This is a genomic window from Candidatus Dechloromonas phosphoritropha, assembly GCA_016722705.1.
Classification (GTDB): domain Bacteria; phylum Pseudomonadota; class Gammaproteobacteria; order Burkholderiales; family Rhodocyclaceae; genus Azonexus; species Azonexus phosphoritrophus.
Window position 1 is genome coordinate 16,628 of record JADKGN010000007.1, and the last position, 15,334, is coordinate 31,961.

At 61.8% G+C, this 15,334-nt stretch carries 13 protein-coding genes; all 13 read left to right on the forward strand.

The window, feature by feature from the left end; all coding sequences use genetic code 11:
• The first annotated feature begins 168 nt into the window (after positions 1-168).
• The gene (locus IPP03_23010; GenBank protein MBL0355341.1) at positions 169-708 is read left to right on the forward strand and encodes a phage tail protein; all 540 of its coding nucleotides are present in this window, start codon (positions 169-171) and stop codon (positions 706-708) included.
• A gap of 45 nt (positions 709-753) precedes the next feature.
• Positions 754-2,988 (forward strand): hypothetical protein, encoded by a 2,235-nt coding sequence (locus IPP03_23015; GenBank protein ID MBL0355342.1) that lies wholly within the window; start codon positions 754-756, stop codon positions 2,986-2,988.
• Positions 2,985-3,419 carry a hypothetical protein gene (locus IPP03_23020; protein MBL0355343.1) on the forward strand — a complete coding sequence of 145 codons (435 nt, stop codon included), beginning with the start codon at positions 2,985-2,987 and terminating at the stop codon, positions 3,417-3,419. Before IPP03_23015 ends, IPP03_23020 begins: the two co-directional genes overlap by 4 nt.
• A 224-nt stretch (positions 3,420-3,643) precedes the next feature.
• Positions 3,644-4,717 carry a phage late control D family protein gene (locus IPP03_23025; GenBank protein MBL0355344.1) on the forward strand — a complete coding sequence of 358 codons (1,074 nt, stop codon included), beginning with the start codon at positions 3,644-3,646 and terminating at the stop codon, positions 4,715-4,717.
• A 104-nt stretch (positions 4,718-4,821) separates the two neighbouring features.
• Positions 4,822-5,415, forward strand: a complete 594-nt coding sequence (locus IPP03_23030; GenBank protein MBL0355345.1) for a phage tail protein — start codon at positions 4,822-4,824, stop codon at positions 5,413-5,415.
• Positions 5,416-5,518: 103 nt separating this feature from the next.
• Entirely contained in the window at positions 5,519-5,911 is a 393-nt protein-coding gene (locus IPP03_23035) for a PAAR domain-containing protein (GenBank protein MBL0355346.1), read from the forward strand.
• Between the two features lie 3 nt (positions 5,912-5,914).
• Positions 5,915-6,328, forward strand: a complete 414-nt coding sequence (locus tag IPP03_23040) for a GPW/gp25 family protein (GenBank protein MBL0355347.1) — start codon at positions 5,915-5,917, stop codon at positions 6,326-6,328.
• Positions 6,328-9,441: a putative baseplate assembly protein gene (locus IPP03_23045; protein ID MBL0355348.1), complete on the forward strand. Its 3,114-nt coding sequence runs from the start codon at positions 6,328-6,330 to the stop codon at positions 9,439-9,441. Before IPP03_23040 ends, IPP03_23045 begins: the two co-directional genes overlap by 1 nt.
• Positions 9,442-9,443: 2 nt before the next feature.
• Positions 9,444-10,490, forward strand: a complete 1,047-nt coding sequence (locus tag IPP03_23050; GenBank protein ID MBL0355349.1) for a baseplate J/gp47 family protein — start codon at positions 9,444-9,446, stop codon at positions 10,488-10,490.
• A 2-nt stretch (positions 10,491-10,492) separates the two neighbouring features.
• A complete protein-coding gene (locus IPP03_23055; GenBank protein MBL0355350.1) occupies positions 10,493-11,125 on the forward strand; it encodes a hypothetical protein in 633 nt (210 codons plus the stop codon).
• Between the two features lie 21 nt (positions 11,126-11,146).
• The gene (locus tag IPP03_23060) at positions 11,147-13,918 is read left to right on the forward strand and encodes a hypothetical protein (protein ID MBL0355351.1); all 2,772 of its coding nucleotides are present in this window, start codon (positions 11,147-11,149) and stop codon (positions 13,916-13,918) included.
• 65 nt (positions 13,919-13,983) lie between these two features.
• Positions 13,984-14,256 carry a hypothetical protein gene (locus tag IPP03_23065; protein MBL0355352.1) on the forward strand — a complete coding sequence of 91 codons (273 nt, stop codon included), beginning with the start codon at positions 13,984-13,986 and terminating at the stop codon, positions 14,254-14,256.
• A gap of 358 nt (positions 14,257-14,614) precedes the next feature.
• Positions 14,615-15,334 (forward strand): DUF4157 domain-containing protein (locus IPP03_23070; GenBank protein ID MBL0355353.1); only part of this gene is annotated, 720 nt, incomplete at its 3' end.

Genomic DNA, 15,334 nt, shown 5'->3' on the forward strand with positions numbered 1-15,334 from the left:
CCGGCTACCCCTCGACGAGCCGTATGAGGAGGTAGCCTTCCTGGCGTATCACCTGCACTGGCCATACGCGGAGATACTGAACCTGGAGCATCGGGATCGACATCGCTGGTGCAATGAGGTGTCTGACATCAACAAGAAGCTCAACGAACAAAGCGAGTGGGGGTAGTCATGGCAACGATAGGTTTCAATGCTGGCATTGCGGTCGCCGGCCGCGCTCTTGGGGCGCGGCTCGACCCGTACGGCGCATTCAGCTTTCTGGTCGAGATCGAGGGCATCATCGCCGGTGGTTTCAGCGAGGTTTCTGGATTGGATATCACCACCGAGGTCGATTCGATACGCGAAGGCGGCGTCAATGACTACGTCCATAAGTTGCCCAAATGGACCACCCAGAGCGATCTGATCCTGAAGAAAGGCCAGACCGATCTGGATCTTTTGTGGAACTGGTACGCCGATGTGGTGGCCGGCAAGGTCGAACGTAAGAACGGCAGCATCTATCTGCTCGATGCCCAGGGCATTCCGGCGATGTGGTGGGACTTCTCCGACGCTTATCCCATCAAGTGGTCAGGGCCGATACTCAACGCCACGTCCGGTCAGGTGGCCTTTGAGAGCTTGACGCTGGCGCACCATGGCCTGACCAAGTCGGCATTGAGCCAGGGGCTGTCGGCGGTCCGGGGAACGATCAGCGTAACGGGCTCGATCGGTTTTTAGGACGCGCGCGCCGGTGCATACCGCGTGCAACAAGGGAAAGGTGCGATGATGATGAGAACGGACAACAAGCATCAAGCCATCGCCACCCAGGGAGGCCATACGCCGCACGATTCGTCGGCCGGGCCGACAGCGGCGGCGGTGTTCGCGAAGCATATTCTCGGCAAATACTTCGTTACGCCGGCGGCTCGCCGTGGCCCGTCGCTGGTCCTACGCATGCTGCGGGCCGGTCGGAGTGCAGGTGGCCTGGAGGCAACGAAGGGCGCGACGGCGGGTTCGCAAGCCGCGTCCGCCGGGTCGGCGGCCGCCCGGCTTGTTCCCACCGTCGGTCGTCGGAGCCCTTCGCCACTACGCGCAGCGGCCGGCATCCCGGACGTGTCCCTGCCGGCGTCGGTCATTGCCCCGCGGTTGCTGGTGCAACGCAAGCCGAGGCTCCGCCCCGGAGATATCCGTGCCACCGCACCGACCTTGGTCGCTCCGCTGGCCCTTGGGGTCGCGGTCGCGCAACCGTTGGCTGCGCGTGCCCCCAGCGGCGACCGCAGCCCCCCACCCAGCACCGCGCTGTCACCGCCGGTAAGCAGGCTTTTGGTTCGTCGCCCATACGAGCCGGCGGCGGCCAAGTCGACAAGCACGCCCGGCAACCGCGACTACAGTATCGATCGTGTCGCCTCCAGACCGATGGCGATCTCTGGCAGCGGGCCCGCACCCCTTACAGCACTGACACTATCGAGGCCGCCGGTCGATAGCGCGGCCGAAATCCACGCGACCTTGTTCCCGGCGACCAACCGCGATTCACAGCGTGCGGTCGCTGGCGCCGACCGCACGCCGCCATCCCTGCCGCATCGTCCCGCCACCGCGTTGCCGATCCCGGCGACATCGATCGACGTCAGTGCAGGCGCTACGCCGTATGCGACTCCAGCCTTGCGCCCGGGTCTGTTCCGACGAGTGTCGGTGTCTGGCCTGCGCCCGCTCGTGCAACGCAAACCGATTCTCCGCCGCCTCGGAGCCATCGGTGCCACTCCGCCGACCTCGATCGCGCCGCCGGCCCTTGGCGTCGCGTTCGCGCAGCCATTGACTGCACGTATGGCCAGGGCGGTCGCCGTGCTCGGCGGCGTCCGCAGCCCGCCACCCAGCACCGCGCTGTCACCGCCGGTCAGCAGCCTTTTGGTTCGTCGCCCATACGAGCCGGTGGCGGCCAAGTCGACAAGCACGCCCGGCAACCACGACTACAGTATCGATCGTGTCGCGCCCAGACCAATGGCGATCGCTGTCAGCGGGCCCGCACCCCTTACACCACTGACACTATCGAGGCCGCCGGTCGATAGCACGGCCGAAATCCACGCGACCCTGTTCCCGGCGACCAACCGCGATTCACAGCGTGCGGTCGCTGGCGCCGACCGCACGCCGCCACCCCTGCCGTATCGTTCCGCCACCGCGCTGCAGATCCCAGCGGCATCGATCGACGTCAGTGCAGGCACCACGCCGTATGCGACTTCAGCCCTGCGCCCGGGTCTGTTCCGACGAGTGTCGGTGTCCGGCCTGCACCCGCTCGTACAACGCAGACCGCTCAGCCATCGCAACACCGGCGCGTCTACGAGCAAGGCGGTGGGTCAGCCGTTTGGCCTGAACCCGGCGGCGCCGCATAAAGAACTTTCCGCTGCTTCGTTGTTTAGCCTCGGCTCCGGGCTATCGCTCTCATCTGGCCCTGCACGACCGCTTACGCTCGGGGGCTTTCGCCATTTTGTGCAGCACGCGCTGTTGGGCAGGCACGGTGCCGACACCGTGCTTGATGCGTCGGCCCCGATCGACACCCCGGCCGCCGATCGCCTTCAGGCGTTTGCCTCCACAATGCCGACGGCGGCACTCGTGTATGGTCGTGGCGGGGGACACAGCCGTACCGGCGGTGCACAGCCGGCAGTGCGCCCGGCGGCACTCCGGGCAGTTCCAGGCCGGCCGTTGCCGGCCGCGGTCGTGCGCGCCCCCCACGCGAATGAAGCAGTGCCCACCATGACCCACAGGCTGGACGCTCCGGCGGCAGCACAGCCACGGACGACTGCCGCGCTGATACTCCAGAAGCCGCGCGCCGAGGTGGCCCAGATTCCGACGCTGCTGTCCGCCACCTTGGGCGCTGCGGTGCCTGCGGCACAAGCGGCCAGCATGCCAGACAGCGGCGCGCCGAGCGTCGTATCGACGCTGTCGATCGAGGCTCTGGCGGATCGGATCTTCCACATTCTGGAGCGGCGACTGGTTGTCGAACGCGAACGGCGAGGTATCAGACCATGACTCTTGGCGCGAACTACAAAGCAAGATTGCTGCCGCTCGGCCCGGATGGTACACCCGGACCCGGTGATCCAATCGTGGTGCAGTTCAACCCGGCCACTTACTCTACTCTATGGAACATCACCTGGGCCGAGGTCGGGCAAAGCCTGCAATGGGCCAAAACCAGCGCAGGCGATCTGGTGCTTACGCTCAACTACGACAGCTACGAGGCGCGTACTGACGTGCGGAGCATGACCGAAAAGTTCAAGCAACAACTCGACCCCGGCGAATCCAAGGCCCAACAGGCAGTGGGCTGCCTCTTCCAATGGGGCAAGATGACGTACAAGGGTGTGGTGGCAAGCATCAAAGAGGATTTTTCCCTGTTCCTCGCCGACGGCACGCCGGTCCGGTCAGTTATTACGCTGACGCTCAAGCCTTGGCCACAATCGGCCTGATGGCACGAGCGGAGCCCCGGCAGCACCAGGACATCATCGATGACCACAACGACAACGGTTTGGACAGTCAAGGCGGGCGACAAGCTGCCGGCGATTGCCGCGAAAGTTTACGGTGACCCACGGCTGTGGCGACCAATTGCCGACGCTAATGCCATAGACAATCCTTTGCGCTTCCCGCGGCAATCGGACTTGGGGCGCCTGATCGTGGTCCCCGGACAACAGCCATGACCGCACCCGCGCTGCCACTCGTCGGGATCACACGGTTCACGCTGACCATCGGCGGTGTGACGCTGGCGCCAGCCGTGAAAGCTGATATCTCGTCGCTTGAGCTATGCGAGGATCTGAATATGCCGGCGATGCTGACGTTCTCGCTCAACCTCTGGGACAGCATGCGTTTGCGGCTGAAGGAAGATTATCTGGATCAGTTTGCGCTGGGAACACCGATCGAGCTCACCTTGGGCATTAACAGCGAGAGCGCCGTATTTTCCGGCGAGGTGACGGCACTGGAGCCGGTATTCGGTGGCCTCGATGGCCATGACAGCCTCAAGGTACAGGCCTATAATCGCCTGCACCGGCTGACCTTCGGAGATCATCAGCGAACCTTCAAGGACCGGACGTCCAGCGACATCGCCTCCGAGATCGCCAGCAATCTCGGCTTGACGGCTTCAGTCGACAGCACCAATGACAAACATCCGCACCTGACGCAGATCAACGAGACCGACCTGGCCTTCTTGCTGCGCCTGGCGAGACCGCTGAACTACGAAGTTTCGGTGGAGGACAAGATGCTGAGCTTTTGCAAACCTAAACCGCAAGCCGGAGCCGTTGTCAGCCTGACCTACCGACGTGATCTGGTCGAATTCACGCCGCGCCAACGCGCCATGCCCGAAGGCACCAAGGTGGAAGTTCGCGGTTGGGATGTCAAAACCAAAAAGCCCATCGTGGGCAAGGCCGGGCCGGGCGACGAAACCGCCAAAATGGGCAGCGGTCTGACGGGTGCCGAGCGGTCAACGGCCGCATTCTCAGCCACATCCACAACGCACACCATTAGCGCACCGGCGCTGATCAACGCCGACCAGGCGACACAGATCGCCAAGGCCTGGTACGACCGCCAACAAAACACCTTCATCAAGGCCGAGGGTGAATGCGCCGGGTCACCGTTGATCCGGGCCGGCAAGACGATCGATATCGCTGGCGTCGGCAAGGTCTTCAGCGCCACTTACTACGTCGAGTCGGCCAAGCATACGATTGGACCGACCGGCTACCGCACCCGCTTCGAAGTAACGAGGAACACCCTATGAGCCTGTGCCAAATGTTGACCAATGCCGCGTCTGTCGATGCTGCCAGCGGCGTTGGTGGCGATCATGGCAGCGCTGGTCGAGGCGCTGGGACGGGGGCCGCAACCATGGTCGGCGTCGTCGTCGGAATCGTCACCAACATCAAGGACCCGGACAACCTGGGCCGTGTACGTGTGAAGTTCTCGTGGTTTTCCGAATCCGACGAAAGCGAATGGGCCCGGGTCGCCACACTGATGGCCGGCAAGGGACGCGGCAGCGTATTCCTGCCGGAGGTCGATGACGAGGTTCTGGTGGCCTTTGAACAAGGCGATATGCGGCGACCGTTCGTGATCGGCGCGCTGTGGAACGGTGTCGACACCTTGCCGGCCGAGTTTGCCAACGACGGCAAGAACAATGTCCGGCTCATCAAGTCGCGCAGCGGCCACCTCATCAAGCTCGATGACACCGACGGCAGCGAAAAAATCGAGGTGATCGACAAGTCCGGCAAGAACTCGATGGTGATCGATACCAAGAACAACACCATCACCATCACCACCGAGAAGGACCTAATACTGCGGGCGCCGCAGGGCAAGATCAGCCTGGAGGCCAAGGAGTTGGAGCTGAAGTCCAGCGCCGCCCTCAAGGTCGAGGCCGGATCGGAAATGAACGTCAAGGCGAGTGCGACCATGAACATCAAGGGTGCGACCGTCAACATCAACTAATGGCATGGCCGCCGCTTCACGAACCGGCATCGAAGTGCCAAACCAGACAGGCGAGTGTTTCACCGGGGCGACCATCCTCGTAGAGCAGAATCAGGAGCGTGCAATGGGACAGCCAGCGGCAAAGAAAGGCGATCAAGTCATGGCAACCGATATCCACATCGTGATGATTCCGGCCGGCCCAGCGCCGGTCCCCACGCCCTTGCCACATCCATTTACCGGCCTCATCGATGGCGGCCTCAGCGCCGACGTCAACATCATGGGCATGCCGGCGGCGACGGTGGACTCGACGGCGTCCAATACGCCGCCGCACATCCCCCAGGGCGGCCCATTCCAAAATCCGCCCGGCAACAAAGCGACGATCAAGGTCGGCAGTCCGACCGTCAATATCAACGGAAAAATGGCGGCCCGCAACGGTGACATGGCGATGACCTGCAACGACCCCGCCGACCTGCCGAACGGCACCGTCATCGCCGTCGGAACGGTATCCATAGGATAGGCCATGGCGGAGCGTGACTTCCTGGGAGTCGGTTGGCAATTCCCGATCGGGGTCGCTCCTGGTCCCGACGGTGTGGTGCGCATCGGCGTTTCCGCTTATGAGCGCGCCGTGCTGGAATCGATCCGCATCATCCTCGGTACCGCGCGCGGCGAACGGTTGATGCGGCCCGATTTCGGATGCGACCTGAATCGTCTGACCTTTGCACCCAACAACACAGCCACGGCGGGTCTGGCCATGTTCCATGTTCGCGAGTCCCTGGAAAAGTATGAGCCCAGAATCGAGTTGCTCGCCGTTGACGCTAACCCGAATTTGGATTCGGACGTCGCGCAGCGCCTCTTGATAGACCTCGAATATCGGATTGTGGCGACCGACACCACGCACAATCTTGTTCACCCGTTCTATCTGGCGAGGGAATGATGGAGCCGCTGAAGCATCCGCCGATCGAAGCCCGACAGGCGACTGACCTGTTGGCCGAAATGATCAAACGCATACCGACCTGCTACCCGGAGTGGAAGTCGGCGCAAGAGATTCCCCCGGATGTTCTGAGCCTGGCTGACGATACGCGTGACTTTGGCATGGCGCTGTTGAAACTCGCCGCCCATATGGGCCAGGTCATCGCCGGTCAGGTCAATAGAATTCCAGACAAGAACTTCCTGGCCTTCCTCGACTTTGTCGGAATTGATCTGAGTCCGCCAAAGTCGGCGCGCGCGCCGTTGACGTTTTGCTTGTCCGACAAGGCGCCGGACGATGGCTTCGTTCCCAAAGGCACGCAGGTCGGCGCCGTCAAGCGTGAAGATGTCATTTTTGAGACCGACGAAGACCTGCCGGTGAGCCGAGCGGCGTTACTGGGTGCGTATTCCGTCGACCCGGGCAAGGATCGTTATCTTGACCTGAGTGCCGTGGTCCTCGCGCCGAGTGCCAATTCCATGAATGTTTTCAGCGACTCGGGTACTTCGCCAGCATGGCTGCCCAACGCGCATGCCTTGTATCTCGGGCACGATACCCTGTTCTCCCAAGCCGCCGAGGCCGGAGACCACCTGAGCATCGTTTTCGAGATGGCGACTGGCGACACGCTGCCAGCGCTGGTCTGGGAGTATTCCACGGCCGATGGTTGGCAGCCGGCGGTGGACCCGTCGACTACCCCGACTGGCCAGGAGCTGAAGACACCGGGTATCGCCAAACGCGCCGTCGAGGGCCACGACGACTCAGGTAATGCGATCAGCAGGATCAGTTATTGGCTTAGGGCCAAGACCACCGACCCAAAGCCGCTGACGATCTCGAAAGTTGAGGTGACGGTCAGCATCGACAATAGATCGGTGCTAACGTACAAGGCCATTTTCAACAATATCACCGTCGATATCAGCAAAGACTTCTTGCCATTCGGCGAACGTCCGAAGTTCAACGATACGTTCTACATCGCCAGCGCACCGGCATTTTCCGGCCCCTCCGCCACTGTCATGATCACCACCGTATTGTCCAGGGCCGTCATCACGCGGACCGATGTCGGTCTGGATTGGGAGTATTGGGATGGGACGAGCTGGCAGCTTATTGCCCACACGACGCAGACTGGCGTTCCCGGCCCGATCGCAGAATATGGGTTTTCCGATACGACCAAGGCCTTCACCCAGAATGGCAGCATCGGCTTCACTTGTCCCGACATGCAGCCAACGTCTGTAAACGGCGACGTGGATTACTGGATTCGTATCCGAATCGTGACGGGTGATTACGGCAAAGAAGCGACCTATCGGGCAACGGCGAACGACGCCATGACGGCGGAACTCGGGAAAATCGAGACCGACGCCGCCAACTATAAAAAAATCATCGATCTCTTGACCCAATATGGGCTTGTCGACACTTATCAGTATGTTGCCGCGACGTTCGATCCGCCATCGATCAAGTCCTTGAAACTGAGTTACTCGCTGACCACCACGACCAAGACGATGATGCGCTTGACGAACAATGGTCTCGTCTACCGGGACGTATCGTCGGTTGCCGAGTTTCAACCCTTTTCCCGCTGGGACGACAAGGTGCCGGTGCTGTACCTTGAGTTTGACTCCGTCACAGCCGTACCGGGAACGCCGTTGAGCGTGCACCTGCAGGTCGTGCAGCCAGTCTACGGCGCCCGCACCAACGCCGTCGGTTCCGATGCGCCACCCGCGGTAGTCTGGTGGTATTGGAATGGCACGGACTGGACGCGCCTGCCGTCTGAAGACGAAACGGACAACCTCACGCGCAGCGGTTTGCTGCGCTTCATCGTCCCGGTAGACGCCGCCGACCGCTATCTATTCGGGAACCAGCGCCTTTGGCTCAGGGCCAGTCTCGAATCCGGCGGCTATCGCGCGCCGCCGAGGCTGGAGGGCATCACCTTGAACACCGTCTGGGCCAGCCACGGCATCACCTTCAAGGACCAGATCCTGGGGTCGAGCAATGGCGATCCGAAGCAAGCGTTTCAATACCCCAAGTTCCCGGTGTTGACCGGGCAGCTTGTCGAGATTCGTGAACCGACGCTGCCGACAGACGCCGATCGCGCGCTGATTGTCGCCGCCGAAGGACCGGACGCCATCCGTACCGTCAATGACACCGCCGGCAATATCACTGAAGTCTGGGTGCGTTGGCACGACGTCGCGGCGCTGAGCTTGTCGACGGCTGCCGATCGTCACTATCTGCTGGACCGGGCGTCTGGCCGGCTGATGTTTGGCGATGGCGTGCAGGGCCGGATTCCGCCTGCCGGCAAGACCAATATCGTCGCCAGGACCTACCGCGCGGGTGGTGGCACGAAAGGTGTGTGCGCAAAGCTCACCTTGACCGAACTCAAAACAACCTTGCCACTGATCGACAAGGTTACCAACTACGAATCCAGCGCGGGCGCCGCCGACCAGGAAAATATCGACAACGTGGCGATGAGCGGCCCACTGCGTATCAAGAGCCGCGATCGTGCGGTGACGGTCGAGGATTACGAGTGGCTGGCGCGCGAAGCGGCCACCGAGGTCGCCAAGTCGCGCTGCCTGGCGCTGACCAGCGCGGATTCGCTGCTGGCGGCGAATCCGCCAGGGAACGATCCAGGATGGCTCACGGTGATCGTCGTTCCCGGCGGACACGAAGCGCAGCCGCTGCCGACCGAGGGTCTGATCAATACCGTCAAGGACTACTTGGGGCAGCGATCGTTGCCCACTCTGGCGACTCGGATTGATGTCATCGGCCCCCGATATGTCTCGGTCGATGTGTCTGCAGAGGTCGTTCCAAGGCGGATGGCTGAAGCCAAAACTGTCGAGAAGCATGTCTTCGATCAACTCACGGCCTTCCTGCACCCGCTGAGCGGCGGTCCGGACGGGAATGGCTGGGAGTTCGGCCGGGACATCTATCTGTCGGAAATTGCCGCCGTGGTGCAAGCGACCGAGGGCGTCGATCGCGTGCGCAGCCTGATCGTCAGGAAGACCGGTGACGTGGTCCCGTCGGCCAATCAAATAGCCATTGGCGGTAACGATCTGCCGGCGGCCGGAAACCTCACTGTCCTGGCCACGGAGGCCTAGCCATGCCGCTGCCGCAACCCAACCTCGACAAACGCCGCTTCGACGACCTGGTCGCAGAAATGCGCGCGCTGATTCCGCAGTTCGCGCCAGAGTGGACCAACCACAATCCGTCCGATCCGGGTGTGACGCTGACCGAACTCCTCGCCTGGGTGACCGAAGTCAACCTGTATCGTGCCAATCGGGTTCCGCCGCGCACAATTGCCAACTTCACCTCGCTGTTGTTGGGCGAATCGTCGCTCCCGAGCGACGCCTTCAAGGCCGCCATGAGCGGGATGTCTGCAAGCGACATCGAACGCGAGGTCCGGCAGGTGAGTGCCGAAGTTGAAGACGTCTTTGTCCGCTACGCCGAGAACGAAAACCGCGTCTCGGTGCTGATCGTGGTGCGCACCGGAGCGACACAACTTGCCGATATCGTCGCCACTACCCAGAAACAATTGGCAAATTTATGGGTGGCGGGCCCGCAACTCACCGTTGAACTGCTGGAGGGCGCCAAACAGCGCGCTCTGCGGTTCTTCAATGACCCTTACCGCGCGATCACCACCTCGGATTTCGAGCGTGAGGCAATGTTGGCCGACCCTGCGGTTGGGCGGGTGGCCATCGTCGCCAATCCGCTGCTGGGAAGCATTACCGTCGCTGTCGTTTCTGCCGCTGGCGTTGTCGCGAGCACGAACCTCCTGGCCGCAGTCAAGCGTCGACTCGAGGACCGAAAGCTGGTCGGCACCCGGATTGTCGTCCGGCCAGCCGCCTACACTCCTGTTGACCTCAAGGTTCGGCTGGTGGTGAGGCCAAATTCCCTGGCGGAAGAGGCCGTCTCGGACACCGACCGCCTGGTCAGGCGTTTTTTTGATCCGCTTGCCGGCGGGCAGGACGGCGCCGGCTGGCCGTTTGGCCGGCCGGTGTCGGTGTATGAGCTTTATCGAATCGTCGAATCGGTACCGGGCGTGGACCACGTTGAAGCCGTCGAAATGAACGGTGACCCGGACCTCCACGAGGTGCCTATTGAAGATCTGCCGAGAATAAGCAGCCTGGAAACAGTTGCGGTGAAGTGACCATGTCCAACGAAGACGCCGATTTTGATTACGCATCGTTGCTGCCGGAGTTGCTGCGGCATCCTGATTCCAGCCCGACCGGGGCGCAAGAGCCGTCGGCAGTGCGCCGCCTGCTTGCGGTCATCGATCCGATGTTCGCGGACTTTGAACTGTTGCTCGATGACCTATCCGACTATTTCGATCCATTGTTGGCGCGCGAGGATTTTCTACCCTGGCTGGCGAGCTGGACCGCGCTGGTGCTGCGCGCCGACTGGTCCGCGGCGCAGAAGCGAGAGGTGCTGACCAGGATCATTCCGCTGTATCGCAAACGTGGTACGAAAGCGGGCCTGGAAGAGTACCTGAAGATATACGCAGGCGATGGCGTATCGATTCTTGACGAGCTTGATCCGATGCAGGTCGGCGTCACCGCGACCGTCGGCGTCGACACCGTCGTGGAAGGTCTGCCCGCACACTTCTTCCGCGCCAATGTCGCGTTCACGACGCCGGATCCAGCCGAGTTATCCAGGAAAACGGCATCCGTACGGGCGGTGCTCGATATCGAAAAGCCGGCCCACACCTACTACAACCTCAGCATTTCCGGTCCGACTTTCCAGATTGGTGAGCGGTCAACAGTGGGTAAAGATACACTTATCTAGGGTCATTCAGGAGACAGCACAATGACAATCAAACGGCTTAACTATTTCAACGGCCAGTTTCTTCGTCAGGAGGACTTCAACGACGAACAGAGCTATCACCTGACGATGCGTCGAAGCCACAACAGGCGGACGCATACCCCCGGCATCGTTGACGGTCTTACGGTGCTGGCGGCTGCCAACCAGGTCACGGTGAGCGACGGCCTGGCGGTAGACCAGTTCGGACGCGAGATCATCCTCGAAGCGGCGACGCCGGTGCCGGTCGCCGCTAGTGATGTCAACGCCTTTGTCGTGATCGCTCTCGACGAGAAAAAGACCGACATCAAGACGGAGACCGGCATCCCCGGCGAAACGCGCTGGAGCGAAAGTCCGGTGCTTCAGTTGGCCGACTCCGTCCCGGCCGGCGCTGTCGGCTTGGCCCAGATAGCGGCCGTGGCCGGGAGTGGCACGGTGACCCTGAACGGCGCCTATCGCCGCATCTATTCGGCACCGGCGTTGGCAGGCGACCTGACTGTAGGGCGCGACCTGACGGTGCATGGCAAAGTCGTCCTCGGTGACGAGGACAGCGATGCGGTGACGGTCGAAGGAACGATCAGCACGGGTCATTCCAGCGGCCGGCTGAAGATCGGTTCGAGCGTCGAGGTCACCGGAGACATCGTCGTCAGCGGCACGGTCGACGGTCGCGACGTGTCCAGCGACGGCAGCAAGCTGGATACCCACGCGGCCAGTACCGCCAATCCGCATGCTACAAGCGCCGCGCAGGTCGATACGCAGGGCGGTAGTAATCGACTCGCCACCCAGATCAACGCCGGGACCGGGATTATCGCCGAAGTGCGCATCGACAGCGCAATCGCCCGCGAGACGCGGTTTAACGCCGCCAACGGACACGACCACGACGGCAGCGACAGCAAGAAAATCTCACCGACCAGCCTCGAGGGCGTCAACCCCAACGTTACCGCCGCCAACCTGAATGTCCTCACCGGCGGATCGACTTCGAACGCCGCCGCGCTCCACACTCATCCCTTCGTGCCAGGCGACGGCAGCGTCACGCTCAAGAAACTGGACTTCACCACCCGGTTGCGGATGCTGAGAGTGCCTTTATTGACCCAGAGCCTCAATGCCGCAGGCAATGTAACCTTTTCATCCCTTTCCGGTATCGCTTTTGACGGAACCTGGCTCTGGGTGGCTGATAACCCAAGCGGCGTGGTCGTGAAGATCGACCTGGCCACCAATGTCGTAGTGGCGACGGTCGCAGTCGGTTATAACCCGTTTGCGTTGGCGTTTGGCGGCGGCTATCTGTGGGTGGCCAACTTCAGCAGCAACAGCGTCAGCAAGATCGACGTCACGACCAATGCCGTGGTGGCGACGATCGGTGTCGGATCGGCGCCCAACGCCCTGACCATCAGTGGCGGATCGCTTTGGGTTGCGAATTACTACGGCAATTCAGTCAGCAAAATCGATATGGCGACCAATAGCGTCGCGGCGACGGTTACCGTCGGCGTCAACCCTACCGGTTTGGCGGTGGTCGGCAGCTTCCTGTGGGCGGCCAACACTGGCAGTAACAGCGTCAGCAAGATCAACATGGCGAGCAACACCGTGGTGGCCGAAGTATCCGTTGGCAGCCAGCCGAGGGGCTTGGCGACTGCAACGGCGACCTTTCTTTGGGTGGCCAATAGTGGCAACAATACGGTGAGCAAGGTCGATGTGGGTGCCAATACGGTAGTCGCCACCATTGCGGTCACAAATCAGCCGTCTGGGATTGCCGTCATTGGGAACTTTGTGTGTAGGCGAATCGGGGCAGGTCCAAAGGTTGATACCACCACCAACGCGTTGGTCGCGACCGTTCCGGGGTATGTCGGGACTTATGGTAATGGGATGGTGAGTGTCGGCGGCTTTCTGTGGGTTTCTGGCCAGGTTCAGGTGAACAAGATCGACGTCACGGCCAATACCTTGGCGGCAACGGTACTGCCGGCGGAAACTCGAGGCATGGCGTTTGATGGCCTGTATCTATGGGTGGCTGTTTATGGTAGCTCTCGCATAGTAAAGGTCGACATCGACACCCTCAAAATCGTGCAGACCGTTCCGGTCGGGACAAAACCCCACAGTATTGCCTACAATGGCAGCCACATTTTCGTCACCAACTATGGCGGTAATAGCGTCAGCAAGATCGATCCGCTGACCGGTACGGTGGTGGCCACCATCGCGGTCGGGGCGAATCCCGCCGGCATTGCCTATAATGCCTACTATCGCACGCTATGGGTGGCCAATAGCGGCGACGGGACCGTCAGCGTAATTTCCGACTCAGCCACCTCGGTGGCGGCGACCTATCCTGTGGGAACCAATCCGCAGGGGGTCGCGTGTGAAAGCTATTATGTCTGGGTCACCAACACCGGCAGCAATACGGTCACCAGACTAGGGGCCTGGGTCGGTGGCAATATCCACGCAACTATCTCCGTTGCTGCGGCTCCACAGGCGATCGTCTTTGACAACGCACGCATGTGGGTCACCCATGCCGCGACCAACAACCTGAGCACGATAGCCATTGACAACAACACACTCACAACCGTCGCCTTGCCCGCACCCTCACAGCCGACCAGGATGTGTTTCAACGGTACCCATATCCTGGTCCAATGCATCGGTGGGCAGGCCTATCGAATCGACATCTACACCAATACCGTCCAGGCCATACCTGGCTCCGGGCGTCTTGGATCTGGAAGCGTCAGCGGCGTGCTGGCCTTTGATGGCGTAAGTACTTGGGCAGCAGATAATGGCACTCTTTACAGGGCAGTTGTCTAAACGTCAAATCAGCCGGGCGCCTGTGCCGCGAAGCATCGATCGAAATTTGTCAGGAGAACGAGACCATGAACTACTACAGAATTTCCTATTCCATCAACGCCAACAACGAACGCGTCTCTCCCAAGGAAATGAAAGGCGTCGTCTTCACGATGACCCAGGACCATGCCAGCGAGAATTTCATGGTCGCTGGCACGGAAGCCGCCATCGATGCCGATGGAACATCGATTGTCGCCCTGACAGAGGCAGCGGCCGAGACCTTGATCAAGGCGCTTCGCGACAGCTTCCCGAAGCCACCGCCCTTTGCGGGTGCTCCGTTTCCCCCACCTCCCGGACGCTGACACGCAGACCTGCGGGCGGGCTGGGTAACGACCGCCTTCGTCGCGTGCGTCTTGGGTGGAGACATGGGCGTTGGCCAGGCACCGCCGGCGTCCATTCAGGTTCAGAATCCGGTCAGGAATGCCTTGGGTTCCGGTGCCGATCGATAGCGGGAGGTTTGGCAATATGAAAGCGACAAAGTAAACGATACAACCCCCAGCGAGCCGCGCGCGGCGCCCCGCTTCGGCGCCCTTGCCTGGTGGCCATTGCACCGGCTCAGCACTGTTACGCAGGGACCTCATCCAGGCCAAACTGACCGTCAGCCAACCGGACGACCGCTTTGAAAAGGAAGCCGACCGCGTCGCCGACCAAGTGCTGCGGATGCCCGCCCCGGCGCTGACCCGGCCCGACACCGAAGCAGCACCGATTCGCCCGCTGGCCATCCAGCGTCGGTGCCAGGAATGCGAAGAGGAGTTGCAGCGCCAGTTGCAGGGTTCGGCCACCGAAAGCGCCGGTCTCGACAGCGTCGCCGCCACCTTGCGCGGCACCGGCCGCCCCCTCGATCCGACCACCCGCGCCTTCTTCGAACCGCGCTTCGGCGTCGACTTCAGCGCCGTTCGCATCCACACCGGCACCCCTGCTGCGGCATCAGCCCGGGCCGTCAACGCCCTCGCCTACACCGTTGGCCGGGATGTGGTATTCAGCTCCGGTCAATACGCTCCGCACAGCGATAGCGGCAGAAAGTTGCTGGCGCATGAGTTGACGCATGTGGTGCAGCAGGGGGAGCCCTCACCGATCGTCACGAGCGACAAAGTGGAGCCCAGGATCCAGCGCCGCCTGGTGACCTTTGGCACCTTGGCGGACGTCAACTCGCTCCTGACTCTGCTGGGGCCGCGGGCCGGCCTGACTCTCGCGCTAAACCCTGCCAACAACCAGGCTCAGATCAACGCCGTCCTCGCGGCGGCTCCGCCCTCGGCCACCCTCCGCGCCAGGCTAACGGCGATCATCAACCACGCCACGCAACACGCCGAGGTGATCGTCGCTCGCGGTCAGCCGCAGGTCTTCGTCGGCGCGTTTCCGCAGCCGAGTGATCTGACGGTC